Genomic DNA, 23,339 nt, shown 5'->3' with positions numbered 1-23,339 from the left:
TTACGCTATAGTACAATTATCAACTAAAGAGTAGCTTAAAAAAAGTTAAGAAAATTTAAGAAAGGTATAAATCTACAAGTCCCTCTGGGGTCTTCACAAAAATACTTTTGTTCTCGCGGTCTATTTTGGTAATAATGTCATCACTAACAGGTATAAGCAGTTGCTTATCTTCTTTCTCAACTTCGAACAAGGCTTGAGCTGTAGTATCGTTTACACTTTGTACAATACCAATATCACCATGAACAGAATCTATCATAGAGAAACCGATAATTTCGTGGTAATAAAACTTGTTACCCGTAAGTTTTGGCAACATGGTAAGAGGTAAATAGAGTCCAGATTTCATAATGCGATCTGCATCAGATTCTGATTTCACTTCTTCAAAATCTATACGAAGTAAGTTTGATTTATGAAGGCGGCATCTTTTAATAAAAAATGGAACCAGATTGTTTCCTAAAGAAACGAATACTGATTCCATGTTTTCGTAAATCTCGGGATCATCGGTATCTAGTTTTACTAGCACCTCCCCTTTGAAACTATATTTTGAAACGATATTACCTAGGTAGAAACAATCTTCCTTGCGCATCGTCTCTTAAAAATTATGCTTTATCTTCTTCAGCAGCCGGAGCTTCTGGAGTTTCAACAACTTGTTCTGGCTCGCCAGCAGCTTCAACAGCTTCTACTTCAGCTTCAGCGTTTTCACCTTCAGCAACTTCTGGTAAAGCAGCAGCGGCAGCATCAGCAGCACGCTTATCGTTTACTTCTTTTTCTAATTTCAAAGCAGCTGCTCTAGCATCAGCTTTTACTTTATCTAAACCACCAACTTTGTTAGCAATAGAAGCTTCTTTTTCAACAACCCAAGCATTGAATTTTTCTTCTGCTTGCTCTTCAGTCAATGCACCTTTACGAACACCACCTAATAAGTGATGCTTTAAAAGAACACCTCTATAAGAAAGAATAGCTTTAGCTGTATCTGTAGGTTGTGCACCGTTTTGCAACCATTGTACTGAACTATCTATGTTAAGTTCAATTGTTGCAGGGTTTGTATTAGGATTGTAGATACCTAATTTCTCTAAGAATTTACCATCTCTTTTAGCTCTTGCATCTGCAGCAACTACCCAATAGAATGGTTTTCCTTTTTTACCGTGTCTTTGTAATCTAATTTTTACTGGCATATCACATTAATTTGTAGGGTGCCCGACCCTTGATTATTAATTCTAGTTTTTTAACTCGTTCGCCATCAGTAAGCAAAGCTAATCTGAAAGCGGGTGCAAATATAATTCAAAATACCGAAATGGCAAGCATCATATAAAGTTATTTATTATATGACAAAATCATCTCTTATAAAAATCTATATAGTAAAATTCAACATCTTCAGGGACATTATCTGGAGGACCATTATAAATTATTCTCATTGTATAATTACCATCAGTATTTTCATTAAATTGAATTTGCCTTGGCTTAATTTGAACTTCTAATTTATTCTCACTTTTAAATAAAACAAACTCATAATCTACTATCATCAAAAAAATATAATATCAATCCAAAACAAGGCGCTTCATCGTACCAATCAACCTCACTCCCATCATCTAAAACTAATACTGGATAAAAAGATTCCCATTCTCCAATTATCAAACCTTCATCATTTGGTAATGGCAATTCAATATCTTCTTCATAACACCCTAAAAATATTATACAACTTAAAAATAACAATAGTTTATTTCTCATTTCATTCATTTAATAAAGAACCTGTATAATAGTATGCTTCCTTTTCATAAAATCTATTTTCATACGAATTAGCAAATGGCGCAGAAATATTATAAGCACTTGAAAAAATCAGAGCGTTCCAATCTGGATAAAGAATAAAATTGAATTTGGTCCAAAAATCACCTTCCCTCTTTATATTATTCATCTTTTTATCTAAATATGAATTAAAACCTATAAACCCTTCATATTGAAAAGTGTGTATTAACTCGTGACCTATAGTATTACTACGATTATCCAGCAATCCTTTATTTAAAATAACTACGTTAAGAATGGCTTTTCCATTATAATTTTCTGTGTTTTTATAAGATTCAAAAAACAAATTTCCAGTATAAAAACTTCGCCGAAAATCTATTTCCCCTTGACTAAATCCATAAAAAGTGCTCAATAAAGAGAATGGCAATAATTTAACCTGAAAGGAATTCTCTCTTTTTATATCATATTCAAAATGACTAAAACCAATATTTAAATAATACCGCTCCCAAAATTTTCTATTTGATGAGGCGTTTAATATTATCGAGTTGCCTAATGAATTCAACAAACGAGATGGCCAAACATAGGCGTAGTTTCCAGTATCAGAAAAATCTCTAATTAACCTTTTACTCTCAAAAGTCATATAACCACCAAGTGCTCCCTGCCCTAATCCTTTCAAAAAAACTTTACCCGTTTTTTCATTAGGCTTCTTATTTATCATTGCACCAACCCCACCTATCAATGAGCCTGACAAAATATTATATAGACCAGCCTGAGTATCATTATTCTGAGATTTTACTTCAGCTAAACAAAAAATCAAAAGAATAAATAAAATAATACGTTGGTTCATAAAAGGCTGATTTTTAGGCTTAACTTCATTCATCAACTATTAAGCCAAAAAATTAAAATTTCGATTTCAAAGTCTAGTTAATAACTCTTAGTAATTCTACTTTTTCGAACAACTGCTTTTTTGTAATTTTATATGCACTTTTTAGGTCAAGTAACTGACCACTTTTTAACACACAGAAAATTCGTTATGTACCTCATCTTTGACACCGAAACCACTGGTCTTCCTAAAAAATGGAATGCCCCTATTACCGACACTGACAACTGGCCTCGTTGTATACAAATAGCTTGGCAGTTGCATGACGAAATGGGAAAATGCATTGAGCATGAAGACTATTTGGTGCGCCCAGACGGATTCAACATTCCCTATGATGCAGAACAAATTCACGGTATTTCTACGGAGTTAGCAGAACAAAAAGGTATATCTCTATCTGAGGTGTTAGAGAAATTCAATATTGCAATGTCTAAAACAAAATTTGTTGTTGGGCAGAATGTGGGGTTCGATTTAAATATTATGGGTGCCGAATTTCACCGTTTGGGTGTTGAAAATCCACTACAAGAATTACCCATTTTAGATACCTGTACAGAGCACACTGCAAAACTTTGTCAAATTCCTGGTGGTAGAGGTGGTAAATTTAAACTACCAACATTAACAGAACTGCATCAATATTTATTTGGCGAGCCATTTGGCGAAGCGCATAACGCAACTGCCGATGTTGAAGCAACCACGCGTTGTTTTCTAGAGCTAATACGTAAGCAAGAGTATACAAAAGAACAATTAGATGTTCAGCCAGATTATTTCAAGAATTTCTCTGAGGCGAATCCGAAAGAGATTGAACTTATTGGTCTTAAACACATTAACTTAAAAAAGGCATCGAAGAAAATAGCCGATGCACTTTGGGCAAAAGATACTGGCGGAGTTTCTCAAGAAGAAATTCAAGAGAACTTAGCAACATTAGAAAATGCAAGTTTTGCACATTTACATAATCACACACAGTTTTCTATCCTTCAATCAACTATAAGTGTACCTGCTTTAGTTGCAGCTGCCGCAAAAGCTAAAATGCCTGCGGTTGCGATGACGGATCATGCGAATATGATGGGTGCTTTTCACTTCGTAAACGGAGTACTAAACCATAATAAAGGTGTAGTATCTAGAAATGAAGCAAACCAAAAACGATATGAAGCAACACAAAACGGCACTTTAGAAGAAGGTCAAGAACCTTTAACTGAATTACCGGAACCAGAACAGGAAATTACACCAATTATAGGTTGTGAATTTCAAGTCTGCGAGGATCACACGAATAAATCACAAAAAGACAATGGGTATCAAATAGTGATGCTAGCCAAAAGCAAGAAGGGCTATTTGAACTTGGCAAAAATGTCTTCGATCGCCTTTGTTTCGGGTAAATATTATGTACCACGTATAGACAAGAAAGTTGTAGAGCAATACAAAGAAGATGTCATGGTATTGACGGGAAACTTGTATGGAGAAGTACCCAGCAAGGTTTTAAATGTTGGTGAAAAACAGGCAGAAGAAGCTCTAATTTGGTGGAAAGAGACTTTTGGCGATGATCTTTACATTGAAATCATGCGACATGGTCAAGAAGATGAAGATCGTGTAAACCAAGTGTTAATTCAGTTTGCAAAAAAACACAATGTAAAACTAGTTGCCACTAACAATACCTATTACGCAGAGAAAGAAAATGCACATGCGCATGATATTCTACTATGTGTTAAGGATGGTGAAAAACAAGCTACACCAATAGGTCGTGGTCGCGGCTATCGCTACGGTCTACCCAACCAAGAATACTACTTTAAATCATCTGATGAGATGAAAGAGCTTTTTAAGGATATTCCTGAAGCTATCATCAATATTCAAGAAATTGTAGATAAGGTAGAAACTTTCACATTAGCACGTGATGTATTATTACCCGCCTTTGATATTCCTGAGGAATTTCAATTTGAAGAAGACAAACTAGATAATGGCAAACGTGGCGAGAATAAATTTCTACGTCATATTACCTATGAAGGCGCGAAGAAAAGATATGGCGAAATTACTCCCGCAATTGATGAGCGACTAGACTTTGAGCTTAAAGTAATTGAGAAAACCGGTTACCCAGGTTACTTCTTAATTGTAGAAGATTTCATAAGGGCCGCAAGGGCTATGGATGTATCTGTAGGTCCCGGTCGTGGATCTGCTGCCGGATCTGCCGTTGCCTACTGTTTATGGATTACGAATTTAGATCCTATTAAGTACGATTTGCTTTTTGAGCGTTTCTTAAATCCGGATCGTGTAAGTATGCCCGATATTGATATTGACTTTGATGATGAAGGGCGTGGTCGTGTTATGGATTATGTAATCGATAAATATGGTTCAAATCAAGTAGCACAGATTATCACCTATGGTACCATGGCTGCCAAATCTGCCATTAGAGATACGGCTCGCGCCTTAGATTTGCCTTTACAAGATTCAGATCGAATGGCGAAGTTGATACCCGATATGTCTAAGCTAAAAAAGATTATTGGGGTAGATGAAAAAATCTTAAGAACGAAATTCAGGTCAGAAGATTTAGAAAAAATAAATGAACTTTTAGCGATTTCTGAAGGCGATGGTCTTGAAGCAGAAACCTTAAACCAAGCATATATTCTAGAGGGATCTGTACGTAACACCGGTATTCATGCCTGCGGGGTAATTATTACTCCAGATGATATTACCAAGTTCGTACCCGTAGCACTTGCTAAAGATTCTGAGATGTACTGTACTCAGTTCGACAACTCCGTTGTGGAAGATGCAGGATTGTTGAAGATGGATTTCTTGGGATTAAAAACACTGACTTTAATTAAGGATACCGTTAAAATTGTAAAAGCCAAACATGGTGTTGTTTTAGACCCAGAGAATTTTCCACTAGATGATATAAAAACATACGAGCTCTTTCAAAGAGGAGAAACTGTTGGGGTGTTCCAATATGAATCTCCTGGTATGCAGAAACACATGAGGGCGTTAAAACCTACCGTTTTTGCAGATTTAATTGCCATGAACGCTTTGTATCGTCCTGGTCCAATGGAATACATACCAAGTTTCATTGCCCGTAAACATGGTACCGAAGAAATTGTATATGACCTTGATGCTAACGAAGAATACTTAGCAGAAACCTATGGTATTACGGTATACCAAGAGCAAGTGATGCTGTTATCGCAAAAGTTGGCTGACTTTACAAAAGGTGAAGCCGATGTCTTGCGTAAGGCGATGGGTAAAAAACAAAAGCATGTACTAGATAAGATGAAGCCAAAGTTCATTGAACAAGCTTCAGAAAAAGGACATGCCGTTGATAAATTAGAAAAAATTTGGAAAGATTGGGAAGCATTTGCAGCCTACGCCTTTAACAAATCTCACTCCACCTGCTACGCTTGGATCGCGTACCAAACCGCATATTGCAAAGCCCACTACCCTGCCGAATATATGGCCGCGGTATTGAGTAATAATATGAATGATATTAAACAGGTAACCTTCTTCATGGAAGAATGTAAGCGAATGGGCTTAGAAGTATTGGGTCCAGATGTAAATGAATCGTACTATAAATTTGCAGTGAACGATGCTGGTGCTGTCCGTTTTGGAATGGGCGCCGTAAAAGGTGTTGGTCGTGGTGCTGTTGAAACCATAGTAGAAAATAGAAAAGAAGAAGGAGAATACAAATCAGTTTTTGATTTTGCGAAACGAATAGATCTTCGTGCCGCCAATAAAAAAGCATTTGAAAGTTTAGCCGTTGCCGGTGGTTTTGACTCTTTCGGTGATACACATAGAGCTCAATATTTTCATAATGAGGGAGACGGAGTCACCTTTTTAGAGAAGACCATAAAGTATGGTGCTAAGTTTCAAGAAAGCGAGAACTCTAGTCAAGTAAGTCTATTTGGTGATGCCAGCGAAGTGCAAATACCAGAACCTGAGGTACCACCATGTGAAGAATGGGGTACGATGGAAAAATTACGTCGAGAGAAAGAAGTAGTAGGTATTTACATATCTGGTCACCCGTTAGATGATTTTAAAACAGAAGTTAAGGCATTTTGCAATGCCAACATAGCTTGTGTGCACGATTTACCATCTTACGTAAATAGAGAACTTACGTTTGCCGCCGTAATTACAGATGTGCAGCACAGAGTTTCTAAAAATGGAAAAGGCTGGGCAGCATTTACCATGGAAGATTATACGGACTCCTATGAATTCCGGATTTTTGGAGAAGAGTATCTAAAATTCAGACATTTCTTAATGATCAATTCCTTTGCTTACGTAAAACTATTTGTTCGTGACGGATGGATGAATAAGGATACCGGTAAAAAAGGAGACCCCAGAGTACAGTTCAATAGCTTCATGCTATTACAAGAAGTCATGGAAACATACGCCAGAAAGCTTACCATAAAACTAAACATTGCCAATCTAAAAGAAGAGAATGTGCGCACATTAAAAGAGACCTTCACCAATCATAAAGGAGAGCATAATGTCAACTTTATCGTTTATGAAATGCAAGAAAAGATTAAGGTAACTTTAAATAGCAGGAAACAAAAAGTAAATATTTCGACCGAGTTATTACAACTTTTAGAAAAACAAGACGTTCACTTTAAACTGAATTAAAGCAATATGCATCATTTATAACAAGTGAAAAAGTAATTTTCGCATTAGACGGTAATTAATCTTACCTTTTATTTATTGCTACAATGTAAGAAAAGAACTATATAAATTGATAAATTAGCTTGATACCTTTATAGGCAAAACGAATTGTTAGCCTGTAAGGAAACAGAAGAATAATTGACTAAATTTGCATAATCAATAAAAGATATTAAGATGGCATTAGAAATAACAGATGCTACTTTTGACGAGGTAGTTTTAAAAAGCGATAAACCAGTAGTAGTAGATTTTTGGGCAGCATGGTGCGGTCCTTGTCGTATGGTAGGTCCTATCATTGACGAAGTTAGTACTGAATATGACGGCAAAGCTGTTGTTGGTAAAGTTGATGTTGATGCAAATCAAGAATTCGCAGCCAAGTACGGGGTACGTAATATACCTACAGTATTAGTATTTAAAGGCGGTGAAATTGTAAGCAGACAAGTAGGTGTATCACCTAAGAAAGTTTATACAGATGCTATTGATGCAGCTTTGTAAGCACAACACACTTATATAAAAGATAAAAAGAGCTGGCATATGTCAGCTCTTTTTATTTGGCACAATTTTAATTAGACCAATACAGTTAGTTCATATGTCTTTATTATCTTTAGAAGTGTGAATCTACAATCAGAATTAAACAAATCATCGCTATTCTCTAACCTAGAGCTGCTTGCCAACCAAGTAGTAGAAGGTTTTATTAGCGGAATACACCGCAGTCCGTTTCATGGGTTCTCTGCAGAGTTTGCCGAACATAAAATCTATAACAATGGCGAAAGCACTAAACATATAGATTGGAAGCTCTTTGCAAAAACTGACAAACTATACACAAAGCGATACGAAGAAGAGACCAATTTAAGGTGTCATATGATACTAGATAATTCTGCATCTATGTATTATCCTCAGGTAGATAATTTAAGTATCGATTCTTTAAACAAAATAGGATTTAGCGTCTTAGCCATTGCTGCATTAATGAACGTGCTTAAAAGGCAGCGTGATGCGGTCGGTTTAAGTATTTACTCTGATACTTATAATTATTACGCACCAGAAAAAGGCAGCGAGCGTCATTTTCAAATGCTATTGGCGCAATTAAGTGCAGTTAGCATGGCAAAGAATCCGCCAAAAGAGACAAATACTTATACCTATTTGCATCAAATTGCTGAAAATATAAAACGTAGAAGCCTTATATTTCTATTTACCGATATGTTTCAAACTGAAAAAAATGATGAAGAATTGTTCGAAGCACTCCGTCATTTGAAATATAATAAGCATGATGTTGTACTTTTTCACCCGATGGATAAACAGCGCGAATTATTCTTTAATTTCGAAAATACACCGAAGAGATTTGTCGATGTTGAAACCGGCAAACATTTAGATTTGTATGCTGACAATATCAAAGAAGCTTATAATGAACGTATTACTGAGTATTTATCTGACATAAAAATGAAATGCGCCCAGTATAAAATCAAATATGTTGACATTGATATACAGCGAGATTTCTCTACTGTTCTCAATACTTTTCTCGTAGAAAGAAATAAATTTCTCTAGACAGAAAAAAAAAGTAAAAAAAATGTTTGCGCAATACAAATAACTACATATATTTGCACTCGCTAAACGCCACGGTCTGGTAGTTCAGTTGGTTAGAATACCTGCCTGTCACGCAGGGGGTCGCGGGTTCGAGTCCCGTCCAGACCGCTAAAAGCTCTCAAGAAATTGAGAGCTTTTTTCGTTTACAAACTGTTTTATGACCCACCACTACGTTTACATTATTTATTCTACTTCGCATGATGTCTATTACAAAGGATATTCCACAGATTATATAATGCGATTGGATCAACATAATCAAGGCAAAACAACATACACCAAAAACAAAGGACCGTGGAAACTAGTCTATGCAGAAAAATTAAATTCCAAAAAAGAAGCTCTTATAAAAGAGAAAATGTTGAAAAGGCAACATAGGCAATATCTACTCTGGCTTTTCAAGCAAAAAACGAACCTTATAAAATAGCTTAGAATACATGTCTCGGCTCAGTCGAGAGGGGTGCGGGTTCGAGTTCCTGCCTGTATCTGATCAGCCGAGAACCAAAACTAAAAAAGCCCTCAAGAAATTGAGAACTTTTTTTATATGCAAATATTTTACTTTATTGAATTTTTAATTAGTGCTATACACAATATCTGTTACATTAATTTCCTTCTAGTTCTCATCATGCGCTCTTGCATTATTTTCGCGTATAGAATCTGATTCTCCTCTATTTGTCTTTCTAAAGAAGAAACAAGCGATGAAGCTTTTTCTTTAATAGAATTATCTGCTTTATCATCTTTGGGATTCTTTGTAGTAACAATGGTTAAATCATTTAATAAAGAATTTAATTCATGAGTAACTGAATTTTTATAAAGAGATTTCGTTTTCTTCTGTTTAGAACTAGACTTAAATAGATTTAAAATCATAACACGATAAGAATTTGAGGTTTTATACAAAACGAACTTAATATGATAATAGTATAAACTATGCAGTCCTTTTCTTACAGAAAACTATTTGAAATAATTACGAATACAAATCAAACTACTATATCCAAAACCTTCTAGGTTGATAAAATAGCATTAGCACTTTTGATATTAATTTTATAAAACACTATTAAATACTTGAAAAGCAAAAAAATTATTACCTTATTATAGAATCTTATAATTTATCATATGTCCACAAACTGGTATGTCATTTATGTAAAACCCAAAAACGAAAAGAAGGTTTCCCAAAGATTATTGGACCACAAGATTGATATTTATTGTCCTATGATAAAGGAGTTAAAACAATGGAGTGACAGAAAAAAGACTATTGAAGTTCCTTTGTTTAAATCTTATGTTTTTGTAAATATCTCAGAATCAGAAAGACAAAGGGTTTTTGAAGTTCCTGGTGTTGTACGATATTTATATTGGTTGGGAAACCCCGCTATTGTGCGTGATATTGAGATGCAAACTTTAAAAAAGTGGTTAACTAACGATACGGTTGAAAATTATAGTCTAACCAAACTAGAATCTGGCGATAAAATTTCAATAAAATATGGAGCTTTAAAAGACCAGAAAGCAGAGATTATTGAAATAGGAAAAACCCGAGTACGATTAATTTTAGAAGGTATGGGTGTTGTTCTTAATATGAAATTGAGGGATATTGTATAATTTTCACTGGCTTATCTATTATATTGGTAACCTAAAAGCAAAAAAAAACGAATGAAAATTCATTTTGTAAAATTAACTGTGCAGATAATCGATTAATTCTACCTTTAATCTATTTCAAAATTCTACCAATTTAAATATCAAATAGTTAGCTATATTTTATTGATAGATTTTACCGCTAATATTTGTCGATATACTTTAAAAGATTTGCCAAAAATACATATTCCGTAATTTTTAGATTTGTTAACATTTTATTTTGGAATGTATCCCTTAGCAACATATGTTTGTTTTGTTATTTAATTCTCCCTTTTAGTTGTTTGAAATCATTGACATTTAAACTTCCCCCAGATATTTTTTTCAGAAGTAATATATACACTTCGAATTTGACATTATAATTACCGTGAATCTACATTTTTGTGACTTACGATGCGGAGCGCTGTGTTAAATTTCCAAAACCAACAAACTTTCTTTTTAAGAATATTTCTAAATCCTTACCAATGAAAATAGCATTAATTACTGGAATTACTGGACAAGATGGAGCCTATTTAAGTGAATTTTTACTTAAAAAAGGGTATCAAGTACATGGTATAAAAAGAAGAGCATCTTTATTTAATACAGATCGTATAGACCATTTATATCAAGATCCACATGTTGAACATCGAAATTTCATTCTACATTATGGAGACATGACTGATAGTACCAACTTGATACGTTTAATTCAAGAAATTCAACCCGACGAAATATACAATCTAGCGGCGATGAGTCATGTACAAGTATCTTTTGAAGTTCCTGAATATACAGGTAATGCCGATGGTTTAGGAACACTTCGGATTTTAGATGCAGTTCGCTTATTAGGACTTGAAAAAAAAACCAGGATTTATCAGGCTTCAACATCAGAACTGTACGGAAAAGTACAAGAAGTGCCACAATCTGAAACAACACCATTTTACCCAAGAAGTCCTTATGCAGTGGCAAAAATGTACGCATTTTGGATTACAGTGAATTACCGTGAAGCATATAACATGTATGCCTGTAATGGTATATTGTTTAATCATGAATCCCCTATTCGAGGAGAAACATTCGTAACTAGAAAAATTACCAGGGCTGCTGCTCGAATTGCTTTAGGTTTACAAAATAAACTCTATTTAGGAAATCTAGATGCTCAAAGAGATTGGGGACACGCAAAAGACTACGTAAGAATGATGTGGATGATTTTACAAGCAGAAGAACCTGAAGATTGGGTTATCGCCACTGGAGTAACCACACCTGTCAGAGAGTTTGTTCGCATGGCCTTTGATGAACTGGGTATCACATTAGAATTTAAAGGTCAAGGTATCGAAGAAAAGGCATATGTCAAATCATGCTCAAATAAAGAATTAAAAATAGAAACTGGCAAAGAAGTACTAAACGTAGATCCAAAATATTTTAGACCTACCGAGGTAGAACTACTTATAGGCGATGCAACTAAAGCCAATACTAAACTAGGTTGGACTCCTGAATATGAACTGAAAGATTTGGTAAAAGATATGGTTAATAGTGATTTGAAATTAATGCAAAAGGATCAATATCTGAAAAATGGTGGTTATACAACCTATAACTACTTTGAATAAAAATTTTATATCTAATTCAGATTCAACAATTTAATCAAATAATAAAACCCATTTAATTTCAAAAAAACATCCCTATTAAATCTTAGATTTTACTATCCAAAAAATACAATTTGACTTTTTGAAACTTTTTTAAATAGTATTCACTAACCATGTTTAACTAGTTCATTGATATATAATTTAATAACATGAAAAAATCCTATTTTGGAATACCTCTTTCTTTGTTAATTCATCTAGTTGCCATAAATGCTACTTTGTATTATTTTACAGCTGAGACATATAGATATGGTATTACCGGGGTTATTTACTATAATTTGGGATGGTTATTTGTAACTCATAGTATTAAATTTTATTCAAGGGCAAAACGAAAAGCTAGTACATCTAAAACGTTTAATTTTTTACGAGTTTTTGTATTATACGGGTTGGTATTTTTTTCTTCATTTACTTTTTTAGGACCAAAAACCTATAGTATAGTATATCTTTTTAGTGTTTATGGATTTATTTGCCTACAATTATCAGTTTTTAAAATATTTTTTTATTGGATAAAAAAAATCTATTATTCTTCAATCTCTAAGCCAAACAAAGTCGTAGTTGTAGGTTGGGATAAAAATCTAAAAAAAGTAAGAGCAATTTTTGACAATAAAGACCACAACTTTGAGTATGTCGGTTTTTTTGACAATAAAATTTCAAAAAGCCCTACATACTTAGGGTCCATAGAAAGGTGTTACAAATATATTTTTGAAAATGATATTACTGAAGTATTCTGTATTGCATCTCAACTAACTAAAAACGAAATAAAAGAACTAATAAGAATTACCGATAATACCTTTAAACATATCAAAATTATACCTGACAATAAAGAGTTTTTCACAAGAGCGATGTCAGTAGAGCTATACGGCAATGTTCCTGTTTTAGACCTAAGAGCTTCACCTTTAGAATTAGAGTATGCGAATTTAGTTAAGCGTGGCTTCGATATATTTTTCTCTAGTCTTGTCATTGTTTTTATTCTTTCTTGGCTATCACCTCTAATTTATATTTTACAAAAATTTGATTCTCCTGGTCCCGTATTCTTTACACAAAGCAGACATGGCTTAAATAAAAAAACTTTTTTATGCTATAAGTATAGATCAATGACAAGATCAAATGATTGTGATACTCTTATGGCCTGTAAAAACGATATGAGAGTAACTAAGTTAGGGCGCATATTAAGAAGAACAAGCATAGACGAACTACCGCAGTTCATAAATGTTTTTTTAGGCCATATGAGCGTAGTTGGCCCACGACCACACATGCATTTACATACTGAAAAATATCAAAATTCGGTAGACAAATATTTAGTAAGGCACTTTCTTAAACCTGGCATTACAGGATTGGCTCAAATAAAAGGCTATAGAGGCGAAATAATAGAGCAATCAGACATTATAAATAGAGTTCGATACGATATTTTTTACATGGAAAAATGGTCATTAAAACTAGATCTATCCATTATTTATTACACGGTCTATAATGCTATTAAAGGTGAAGAAAAAGCATATTAAATATTGACCACAGTAATATAAAATTTTTAATATTATCCATTATTGTAAATAAGGCAAAACAAAAAAGTACCCCAAAAACAGTTATAACAATAAAAAATCAGTTCTCCCAATTTCATTTTAGTATTTCATTAATTATAACCTCACTAAAATTATGAGAACATCATTTATCCCACAGAAAAAATCATGGTTATTATTGCTTTTACCTTTAGCGTTTTTAAGTTTTAAGGCGGTAATTTATTTTCAACCCGGTCTAGATAGCATTCAAGCTATTACTCCTTTTATGAACGGTAATCTTCCTAATTCAAAACCGAGTGAAGATATTGACCTAGTAGAAATACATACTAATATCGAATGGGAATCACCACAAGCAATTTTACCGTTTCCAGAAACGAACAAATTATTGATAGTTGAGATGGACGGTCGTTTTTACACCATACCAGACAATGATAATGCCCAATCTACTGAACGTACTTTGGTTATGGATATTCAGGACCGTTGTTGGTACTATACTTATAGTGGCAATACTGGTCAAAAACATGGTGGATTTCAAAATGTAATCTTTCACCCCGATTTCGGAAAAAGTTTAGGTAAAGATTATATCTATGTTTATTATGTACATAAAACGGAAAATGAAGATTCAGATTGGACTGAACCTTATTATGATAGATTAAGTAGGTTTACTTGGACAGGAACTACTTTTGACCCTAGTAGCGAACTAATTATGATTAATCAGTATGATACTACAAAAGGTCACGATGGTAGCGGACTTGCCTTTGACGGAGATGGGTTTTTATATGTTTCGGTTGGTGATGAAGGTACTCATAGCGTTGAGGCCACTCCACATACTCAATTACTGAATGATCGTTTTAGAAGTGGTGTATGGCGAATAGATGTGGACATGCAAGGAGGAACAATAAGTCATCCCATAGAAAGGCAACCTGATAATAGTAATACACCTATAAATTTAGATCAATCTTATACTCAAGGTTATTATATACCAAATGATAACCCTTGGGTCACTGGAACCGGTGAGTTTTTAGAAGAATTTTACGCCATTGGTCTTAGACAACCCTTTAGAATGACCTATGACCCACCTACTGGCAATTTCTGGTTAGGTGATGTAGGAGCTTCAAAATGGGAAGAAGTAAATATAATAGATCAACCTGGTCTAAATTTTCAATGGAATATTAAAGAAGGTTTTGTAGATGGATACCGAAACTCAACAAATATGCCCAATCCGCTATATGGTACAGAAAGAGAACCCCTTTATGCATATGATGGATCTGTAGGAAGCGCAGTTATTGGTGGGTATGTATACAGGGGTACTGCAATCCCCAGTCTATATGGAAAATATATATTTGGTGATAATGCAAACGGATCTGTATATGCGCTAACACACACAGGTGGTAATACTTTCGGCGAAGTAGATGTTATCAGTAATATTGGTGGATCTGTATTTAATGGAATATCATCCTTAGGGTATAATCATGCTAACGAATTAATGGTCCTTAAACTTTCTAATGGCGTTCCGGGTGGTGGTAAAATTTTTAAAATTATAAATAATCAAGATAATCAAAATGAGCCTCTACCCTCACTTTTATCAGAAACAGGAATCTTTTCTGATTTACAAAATTTAACTCCTACGGAAGGTGTAATACCTTATGAGGTTAACAATCCTCTTTGGTCTTCTGGTACAGAAAAACAACGTTGGGTTTCAATTCCACAAGATGGTAATGTTAATAGTACTATTGAACAAATTGGATATAATGAAGAAGGGCATTGGACTTTTCCTATTGGCACAACATTCATTAAACAATTCAATAATACAAACGGCACCAAATTAGAAACACGTTTGTGGATTCATAGTGAAGATGGTGAGTGGTTTGGTAGCACTTACAAATGGAGAAGTAACGGTTTGGAAGCTGATTTACTTTTGCTTGGTGATAATGAAAATATTACGATTGACGGCGACACATTTGGCTATGAATATCCTGCTTCAAATACTTGTATTCAATGTCACAACCCTAGTGCCGGATGGGTATTGGGTTTTAATACTAGGCAATTAAATAAAAAAATATTGTATCCATCTACTGGTAGAACATCTAACCAACTGGAAACTTTGACAGCATTAGGCTTTATTCCCGAAGTAGATTTAGAAAACGTTCCCACCCTAGTTAGTATTGATGATAACAATCAATCTTTAGAAGTTAGAGCAAGATCATATTTTGACTCTAATTGCGCATATTGTCATCTACCGGGAAATACTAGGGCGAGTTTTGATTTGCGTTTCAGCACACCATTATCAGAACAAGCATTAATACAAGGCGATATTATAGAAGATTTGACAGGAAGCAATAAAGCCATTGTACCCGGAGAGGTTACGCAGTCAAACGTGCATTTTAGATTGAATTCTTTAGACCTTTCTACAATGATGCCACCATTGGCAAAAGGTAGGGTAGACACCGAGGCTATACAATTAGTAGAAGCATGGATTAATAGCTTGAATGGAAACTGTAACGAAGAAAATACTGCCTTGTTAGGTAGTGATAATTTAACTGATGGCAACTTTCTAGATGCCCATAGCCCTCATATAAATGTAAGCAGAACAGGGTCATACACCAATAACGAAGATATTTCCGTAAGTATATGCCTTGAAAATTTTAACTTTTATGCCAGTAGATTGGGCAACCCAGTAACACCTTTTATAGTTAAAGTTCTTGGTGAAAACGATTTTAAAGTTGTATCAATTGGTCAAACACGAACCCCTTCTGAGTATGGTATTGGCAATAACACTTTCAATTTCAGTGACCATTCTAATGATGCGGTTATTTTACAACCTGGCGAAAGTATAGCTCCAGGTTTTATGGATGCTTATCCTGATGGGTCTGGCTCAACTACCGATAATAGTTTAATACCTGCCATAACATCAGGTTCTACCGATGATATTTGGCAATCTTATGAAGCCAATGCCAATTCTAACCCCCATTTGGTAATGGGATATATTCCTCAAGGAAACTCTATTGTACCGCATTTAAATAGAACGTACCAGTTCAATATTGAAATAAATATTAACGCTATTAATGGAGAACTTGCCGTTCCGGTCCTAACCCTTTTTCAACATGCGGATTACAATGGAACTAGCTGGGAACTTAGCGAAGGAAATTATCCAGTGATTACCTATGAGAATATACCAAATAATGAAGCCTCTTCACTACAGTTAGATGAAGGTTATATTGTTGAATTGTATTCAGAGATTGATTATGAAGGAGAAGTGGTAGTCCTAAATGGAAATTCAAATTTTTTAGGTCATTACGATTTTAATGATAAGTTATCTTCAATAAAAATCTATCCATCAGAAATACCCTCAGCACCTATGGTAGCGACCTTTTATCAAAACAATAATTATGTTGGCGACTCTTGGCCTCTTCAAGAAGGAGAATACCCAGACATTTCGACAGAAGGCATAACGTTGAACGAGGTAAGTTCAGTAAAGGTAGAAGAAGGTTTTTCTATAGAATTATATCCAGATTTAAATTATCGAGGTATACCCGTAATAATAACATCAGATTCTGACGATCTTGTTACCCTTGGCATAGACGATGATATAGAATCAGTCAAAATTAGTGTGGTCGAGCAAGAATTAGAAGTCGTTGCCACACTTTACCAAGATGTCGACTACAACGGCATCTCATGGGGTATAGAAGAGGGTGAATATCCTGACCTAACCTTACAGGGAATAAATGATAATGATGCCTCATCGGTACAGATATTAGAAGGTTATGTAATTGAGCTGTTTTCAGAAAAAGATTTTGGTGGAAATGTATTCGTTCTTAAGCAAAATGGACCCAACTTGGTTTCAACAGGCTTTAACGACCAAGCATCATCTGCTAAGATATATCAAAGTGTAGTGCCTTCGGGACCAACAGTGGCAACATTTTATCAAGATAGCGATTATAGCGGCAATTCTTGGGAACTAGAAGAAGGAGAATATGCTGATATTTCACTTCAAGACTTAACAATGAATGCGATAAGTTCGGTGCAAATCGAAGAAGGTTTTTCAGTAGAATTATACCCGGAATTAAACTTTGGAGGTACTCCTGTGATATTATCATCAGATTCTGAAAACCTTACATCACTTGGCATTGATAACGACACAGAATCAATTAAAATCATTGTATTTGAGCCAGAATTAGATGTTGTTGCCACACTTTTCCAAAATGTCAATTATACAGGTACTTCATGGGCTATGGAGGCAGGGGAATATACCGACTTAACTTTACAAGGAATAAGTGATAATGATGCATCATCGGTACAGATAACTGAAGGCTATATTATTGAACTGTATTCTGAAAAAGATTTTGGCGGTGATGTATTTATTCTTGAGGAAAATGGACCCAATTTGGTTTCAACAGGCTTTAACGACCAAGCATCATCTGTTAAGATATATAAAAGTGTAGTGCCTTCTGGACCAATAGTTGCAACACTTTTTCAAAATACAAATTATGGTGGTTCTGCATGGCAACTTTCTGCTGGTAATTATGAAGACATTTCATTGCAAGGAATTAACGATAACGATGCCTCATCGGTACAAATCGAAGTAGGCTATACAATTGAATTATATTCCGAAAAGAATTTTGAAGGTGATGTATTCATTATGGAGGCAAACAATACTAATCTAGTCGCCGCTGGTTTTGACGATCGTACATCGTCTGTTAAAATATATGAATCAATAGTAACAACTAATCCTGTAATAGCAACCTTGTTCCAGAATATCAACTATACCGGAACTTCATGGGAAATGAGAGCTGGTGAATATCGTGATATTACTATTCAAGGAATTAATGATAACGATGCTTCATCTATACAAATCACAGAAGGTTATACCATTGAGCTATATTCTGAGAAAGACTTTGGAGGCGATGTATTCGTTTTAGAGGAAAACGCAACTAACCTTATTTCTTCCGGATTTAACGACCAGACATCATCCATTAGAATATACCCAAGTGTTACAAGTTCAGGACCAACGGTGTCCACACTTTTTCAAAATACAAATTACGGTGGTTCAGCATGGAAAATTGCTGTAGGAGAATTTCCAGATATTACACAACTAGGCATTATCGATAATGATGCCTCATCAGTTCAAATTGAAATAGGCTACACTATTGAATTGTATTCCGAAAAGAATTTTGAAGGGGATTTATTCATATTGGAGGCAAACAATTCAAATTTGGTTACCGCAAGTTTTGACGATCAAACATCATCAGTAAAAGTGTATCAATCCATGATAGCAACTGGACCAAAAGTTGCAACCTTATTTCAGAATATCAATTACAGCGGAACAGCATGGGAAATGGAAGCTGGAGAATATCGCGACATAACCCTGCAAGGAATTAACGATAATGATGCATCTTCGGTTCAGATTCTAGAAGGCTATATTATTGAATTATATTCTGAAAAAGATTTTGAAGGTAACATATTCGTCTTAGAGGAAAACTCACCAGACTTAGTATCCGAAGAGTTCAATGACCAAACCTCATCTATTAAAATATATAAAAGTTCAACACCTACGGGACCAACCATAGCAACTTTATTTCAAAATACAGGTTATAATGGATCATCTTGGCAACTTGGCGCAGGAGATTACCCAGACCTAGCCTTTTACGGAATAAACGATAATGATGCTTCATCTGTACAGGTTGCGGAAGGTTATATCATTGAACTTTATTCTGAAAGGGATTTTGGAGGTGATGTATTTATACTAAATGAAAGTAATACAAATTTGGTTACTTCAGGTTTTGACGATCTTACATCTTCAGTAAAAATATACGAGCATATGGCAATTGCTGGTCCAACTATTGCAACATTATTTCAAGACATCAACTATGGGGGTAGTTCTTGGCAAATGGAAGCAGGAGATTATCCCGACTTAGAATTACTGGGTATTAATGAGAATGATGCTTCATCGGTGCAACTAGAGAATGGTTATATCATTGAACTTTATTCTGAAAAAGATTTTGGAGGTGATAAATTTACACTTGAAGAAAATGGACCTAATTTGGTTTCTACAGGCTTTAATGATTTAGCATCATCTGTAAGAATATTTGAAAGCTCGACAACTGTAGAGCCAACTATAGCTACATTATTTCGAAATCAAGATTATATGGGTTCTTCATGGTCTTTTGGCATAGGCAATTATGCTAATATGTCGCTGTCAGGTATTCTTCCAGATGATATCGGTTCTGTTCAAATTGAAGAAGGTTACACCGTTGAACTATATCCAGAATTAGACTTTGGAGGTACACCTTTTATACTAATAACCAATACCGTCGATTTATTATCATATTCAAATTATGATGATACCGAGTCTATTAAAATTTATAGATCTAATGCAGATTCATGTGCATGTCAATGTGCATCGGGAGAATTTAGTCTATTGATAAATGGAAGTTTTGAAGAAACCAGCAATCCATCATACAATAATGCATATGATTTAATAGAAGATTTAGGAACTGTTAATAATGGGGTTAAATTTATTGACACACACACAGATAACGACTTTCCTGGATGGTTTACTACAGGTGGTATAATACTGCAACAAGGTGGAATCTCTCAAGGAGGCAGTTTAGAACTAGGTCAAAGTGGTTTTTTAGGTCGTATAGCCCCAGATGGAGATGTATTCGTAGAAATGGATGCCAATCATCATAATCAAATAGTTTCGGTAACACCAGGTCAATTACTTGACTGGGAGCTCTCGCATCAAGGTCGAGAAGGTACTGATATCATTAGTATTTCAGCAGGACCAATCGGAAATCAAACAGTTATTGCAACGGTATCTTCTTCTCAATCATGGATAGTACATTCCGGACAATTTCAAGTACCTAACGGAGTTAATGAAATTCAATTTACAATTACGCCTGTACAAGCATCTGACGGAGACATTGATTCTTCAAACCTGTTAGATTTTGTAAAGCTATGCCCTAACAATGGTACTACAAGCAAAAGCACTGCTTTAAAAGCAAAAATAATTCAGGATTCTCAACTCTCATTATACCCAAATCCGGTAAATGATTTATTTACGCTTCATTCAGACGATATAAATACGGTTTGTCAGAAGGTTTTTATCTATTCCGCAAATGGATTGTTAGTAAAAAAATTGGAGATTGATTTTGAAAATACTAATGATGTAGAAATTTACATCGATGATTTATCTAGTGGAATTTATACCATTATGACGGTGGACGACTATGGTAAAACAACTACGATTAAAATGTTTAAAAATTGATATTAAAAAAATCAATCCTAAAATTCATTATTGAAAATTAAGAACTTGTAAAAGCTATATAATAGGTTACCTAAATATTATATAGCTAACAAAAAATAAAGTAATATATGGAACAATGGAATATTAGAAGTTTATTCTCAAAATATAGTAGGTATTGGTCTTTTTTTACAATCTGCATAATGTTGGCAGTAGTAACAGTCTTTATGTACATAAGGTACTGGTCACAAACCGAATATGAAATTCAAGGTAAAATTCTGATTAAAAATACAGAATCTAGACAGGGGTTTGTTGAAAACAACAATTTTGGAAAGTTTGGATTAGTAAAAACTGCAAACAGCCTTGAAGACGAAATAGGTATTCTAACCTCGACCGGAGTTATGGAAGAGGTTATAACAAAAAACACATTTAATATAACTTATTATAAAGAAGGGAAAATAAGAGATATTGAGATATATGGAGAGGATGTACCAGTTCGTATTTTAGTCGATGAAACTTCTGACAGTCTAGCTTATGGTCTTCAAATTTCAGTTAATTTTCTAGATTCGGAAACCTTTGAATTAAATACAGACTACAATGATAAAAAGTTGTATTCCAAGCATGATTTTGGTGAATTGATAACCTTACCTTATGGTACTTTCACTATTGTTTTAAAAAACGAAGTTACCGATATTGACAACTTAGAGCCGCTATATTTTGTGGTTGGAAAAAAGAAAGATCTTATTACAAACTTCTTGCAAAACTTAAGTGTACATCCAGATAATGAAACAGGAAGTCTTTTAAACATAAATTTTATCGCCGGACATCAGAAAAAAGGTGAAGACATTCTTTTAGGTTTAGTAGAAACATATATTGACAAAACTATTAAATACGAAAATGAATTGGCTGAGAACACGATTAAGATGATCGATGAGCGTTTAAAGCTATTATCAGGAGAAATTGAAGATGTAGAAACATCAGTCGCAGATTTTAAATCTGAAAATGTTGTTACCGATGTAGCAAGAAATGCTGATAGTTATATTCAGCAGTCTAATGAATACAAAAAACAAGTTGCAGAATATCAGACCCAAATTAAGGTTTTGGACAATATTGAAACATCATTATTGAGTAGAACTACTGAATCTACCATAGGAGGATCATTTTCTATAAATAATTCTAGTTTGACAAGTCTAATAAACAACTATAACACTACTCTTTTAGAACGCAATCAATTATCACAATCTGCTGTTACCTCCAATCCTGTTTTAGTGAATCTAAATGATAAACTGAACAACTTACGAGAATCAATTCTACAAAATATAAGAAGCGTTAAAAATGGGTACTCTATAGCCCGTCAGAACTTATTAAGCAATGCGAATCGTTATGATGCTCGAATTGCTAGAGTTCCTGGAATGGAAAAAAAATTATTAGAAATAAGCAGAGATAAGAGTACTAAAGAGGGTTTATATCTTTTCTTGTTGCAGAAAAGAGAAGAAGAGGTATTATCACTAGCCACACCAGTATCCTCTACAAGAATTGTCAGCTATCCTCAAGCGGGAAAATTCCCAATAAGTCCGAACAAAAAAATACTTTACCTCACTGGTGTACTATTTGGATTATTAGTGCCATTTTCTATGGTTTTTGTGAAGGATGCTTGGGACAACAAAGTAACTTCTGTTGAAGACCTAACAACAAGCTTATCAGTTCCTTTTTTAGGTGAAATTTCTAGAAGTAAGAAAAAGGGAATTCTGCTTCATAATGAAAGTAGAGGAACATCACCAACTACTGAACTTTTTCAGCTTTTACATTTCAATTTAGATTATCTTAAGAAGACTGAAAAAAATCAAACCTTATTGGTTACATCAACTGTAAAAGGTGAGGGAAAAACCTTTATAGCATCTAATTTAGCAGTCACATTGGCTTCTTTAGGCGAAAAAGTAATACTGATAGCTTTTGATTTAAGAGAACCGCAATTAATGGCTGATTTTAATATGGATAACTCCCCTGGTGTTTCTGACTTCATAATCAAAAAAGGATTAACAAGTAATATTATAATACAAAAACATCCTTCTATAGAAAATTTATCGCTGATAGGGTCAGGAGTTGTGAATTCTAATATTGGACGCCTAATGTTGAGTAAACGTATTGATGGTTTATTAAAAAATTTGAAAGAAAATTATGACCGTATCATCATAGATACCCCACCGATAGGTTTAGTTTCAGATGCTTTTGCATTAAATAAATTTATAGACAGTACAATTTATGTGGTTAGAAAAGATGTAACCAATAAAGAACATTTAAAGACAATTGAAACTGTTTACAAAAATGAGAAATTAAAAAACACAATGGTTTTATTGAATGATACTAAAGAAGGTCCGTCATATGGTCATGACCACAGTTAATTTACTTTACATATATTAAAAAAAAAGATTAAATATAATATCTAAAAGCTACTTTAATATTAGTAGAATAAAGTTTATATAAAATTATTAAGGGTACCGAGGTTTTATTTAACAACCATTGACATACCA

Annotated in this window: 14 protein-coding genes and 1 tRNA gene; 10 read left to right on the top strand and 5 right to left on the bottom strand. The window is 34.2% G+C overall.

What is annotated here, in order from left to right; genetic code table 11:
- Positions 1-55: 55 nt before the first annotated feature.
- The 4 genes from rimM to BUC31_RS06010 all read right to left on the bottom strand — a co-directional run bounded on the left by rimM (position 56) and on the right by BUC31_RS06010 (position 2,584).
- Positions 56-583 carry a ribosome maturation factor RimM gene (gene rimM, locus BUC31_RS06030; RefSeq protein WP_073242171.1) on the bottom strand — a complete coding sequence of 176 codons (528 nt, stop codon included), beginning with the start codon at positions 581-583 and terminating at the stop codon, positions 56-58.
- Positions 584-596: 13 nt separating this feature from the next.
- A complete protein-coding gene (locus BUC31_RS06025; protein ID WP_073242169.1) occupies positions 597-1,172 on the bottom strand; it encodes a 30S ribosomal protein S16 in 576 nt (191 codons plus the stop codon).
- A gap of 331 nt (positions 1,173-1,503) precedes the next feature.
- Complete coding sequence (locus tag BUC31_RS06015; protein ID WP_139251902.1) at positions 1,504-1,725, bottom strand: hypothetical protein; 222 nt, start codon at positions 1,723-1,725, stop codon at positions 1,504-1,506.
- A gap of 1 nt (position 1,726) precedes the next feature.
- On the bottom strand, positions 1,727-2,584 hold the full coding sequence (locus BUC31_RS06010) for a hypothetical protein (protein WP_139251901.1): 858 nt from the start codon (positions 2,582-2,584) through the stop codon (positions 1,727-1,729).
- 186 nt (positions 2,585-2,770) lie between these two features.
- Between BUC31_RS06010 and dnaE the strand changes: the two genes are divergently transcribed.
- From dnaE to BUC31_RS05985, 5 genes are all read left to right on the top strand, one after another.
- Positions 2,771-7,207, top strand: a complete 4,437-nt coding sequence (gene dnaE / locus BUC31_RS06005; protein ID WP_073243786.1) for a DNA polymerase III subunit alpha — start codon at positions 2,771-2,773, stop codon at positions 7,205-7,207.
- 210 nt (positions 7,208-7,417) lie between these two features.
- Positions 7,418-7,735, top strand: a complete 318-nt coding sequence (trxA, locus tag BUC31_RS06000; RefSeq protein ID WP_024481982.1) for a thioredoxin — start codon at positions 7,418-7,420, stop codon at positions 7,733-7,735.
- Positions 7,736-7,852: 117 nt separating this feature from the next.
- A complete protein-coding gene (locus BUC31_RS05995; RefSeq protein ID WP_073242164.1) occupies positions 7,853-8,782 on the top strand; it encodes a DUF58 domain-containing protein in 930 nt (309 codons plus the stop codon).
- Between the two features lie 73 nt (positions 8,783-8,855).
- A tRNA-Asp gene (locus tag BUC31_RS05990) sits at positions 8,856-8,929 on the top strand.
- Positions 8,930-8,978: 49 nt separating this feature from the next.
- A complete protein-coding gene (locus BUC31_RS05985) occupies positions 8,979-9,242 on the top strand; it encodes a GIY-YIG nuclease family protein (RefSeq protein ID WP_073242163.1) in 264 nt (87 codons plus the stop codon).
- 170 nt (positions 9,243-9,412) lie between these two features.
- Here BUC31_RS05985 and BUC31_RS05980 read toward each other — a convergent pair whose 3' ends face one another.
- Complete coding sequence (locus BUC31_RS05980) at positions 9,413-9,682, bottom strand: hypothetical protein (RefSeq protein WP_073242161.1); 270 nt, start codon at positions 9,680-9,682, stop codon at positions 9,413-9,415.
- A gap of 246 nt (positions 9,683-9,928) precedes the next feature.
- On the opposite strand from BUC31_RS05980, the gene BUC31_RS05975 reads away from it, so the two are divergent.
- From BUC31_RS05975 to BUC31_RS05955, 5 genes are all read left to right on the top strand, one after another.
- A complete protein-coding gene (locus BUC31_RS05975) occupies positions 9,929-10,408 on the top strand; it encodes a UpxY family transcription antiterminator (RefSeq protein WP_073242160.1) in 480 nt (159 codons plus the stop codon).
- A 494-nt stretch (positions 10,409-10,902) separates the two neighbouring features.
- Positions 10,903-12,015, top strand: a complete 1,113-nt coding sequence (gene gmd, locus BUC31_RS05970) for a GDP-mannose 4,6-dehydratase (RefSeq protein WP_073242158.1) — start codon at positions 10,903-10,905, stop codon at positions 12,013-12,015.
- A gap of 251 nt (positions 12,016-12,266) precedes the next feature.
- Positions 12,267-13,550, top strand: coding sequence for an exopolysaccharide biosynthesis polyprenyl glycosylphosphotransferase (locus BUC31_RS05965; protein ID WP_244534007.1), 1,284 nt, complete (start codon positions 12,267-12,269; stop codon positions 13,548-13,550).
- Between the two features lie 151 nt (positions 13,551-13,701).
- Entirely contained in the window at positions 13,702-20,832 is a 7,131-nt protein-coding gene (locus BUC31_RS05960) for a beta/gamma crystallin-related protein (RefSeq protein WP_073242154.1), read from the top strand.
- A 179-nt stretch (positions 20,833-21,011) separates the two neighbouring features.
- Entirely contained in the window at positions 21,012-23,210 is a 2,199-nt protein-coding gene (locus BUC31_RS05955; protein ID WP_073242152.1) for a GumC family protein, read from the top strand.
- Positions 23,211-23,339: the final 129 nt, after the last annotated feature.

The sequence above is a fragment of the Maribacter aquivivus genome (assembly GCF_900142175.1).
In the GTDB taxonomy this organism is placed as follows: Bacteria; Bacteroidota; Bacteroidia; order Flavobacteriales; family Flavobacteriaceae; genus Maribacter; species Maribacter aquivivus.
Note: the sequence above shows the minus strand (reverse complement) of the source record. Positions and strands in the feature narration are given on the sequence as shown.

Bases quoted from the DNA above. Each gene is read 5' to 3' on its own strand.
- rimM (WP_073242171.1), bottom strand. From the start codon at position 583: ATGCGCAAGGAAGATTGTTTCTACCTAGGTAATATCGTTTCAAAATAT.
- BUC31_RS06025 (WP_073242169.1), bottom strand. From the start codon at position 1,172: ATGCCAGTAAAAATTAGATTACAAAGACACGGTAAAAAAGGAAAACCA.
- BUC31_RS06015 (WP_139251902.1), bottom strand. From the start codon at position 1,725: ATGAGAAATAAACTATTGTTATTTTTAAGTTGTATAATATTTTTAGGG.
- BUC31_RS06010 (WP_139251901.1), bottom strand. From the start codon at position 2,584: ATGAACCAACGTATTATTTTATTTATTCTTTTGATTTTTTGTTTAGCT.
- dnaE (WP_073243786.1), top strand. From the start codon at position 2,771: ATGTACCTCATCTTTGACACCGAAACCACTGGTCTTCCTAAAAAATGG.
- trxA (WP_024481982.1), top strand. From the start codon at position 7,418: ATGGCATTAGAAATAACAGATGCTACTTTTGACGAGGTAGTTTTAAAA.
- BUC31_RS05985 (WP_073242163.1), top strand. From the start codon at position 8,979: ATGACCCACCACTACGTTTACATTATTTATTCTACTTCGCATGATGTC.
- BUC31_RS05980 (WP_073242161.1), bottom strand. From the start codon at position 9,682: ATGATTTTAAATCTATTTAAGTCTAGTTCTAAACAGAAGAAAACGAAA.
- BUC31_RS05975 (WP_073242160.1), top strand. From the start codon at position 9,929: ATGTCCACAAACTGGTATGTCATTTATGTAAAACCCAAAAACGAAAAG.
- gmd (WP_073242158.1), top strand. From the start codon at position 10,903: ATGAAAATAGCATTAATTACTGGAATTACTGGACAAGATGGAGCCTAT.
- BUC31_RS05960 (WP_073242154.1), top strand. From the start codon at position 13,702: ATGAGAACATCATTTATCCCACAGAAAAAATCATGGTTATTATTGCTT.
- BUC31_RS05955 (WP_073242152.1), top strand. From the start codon at position 21,012: ATGTTGGCAGTAGTAACAGTCTTTATGTACATAAGGTACTGGTCACAA.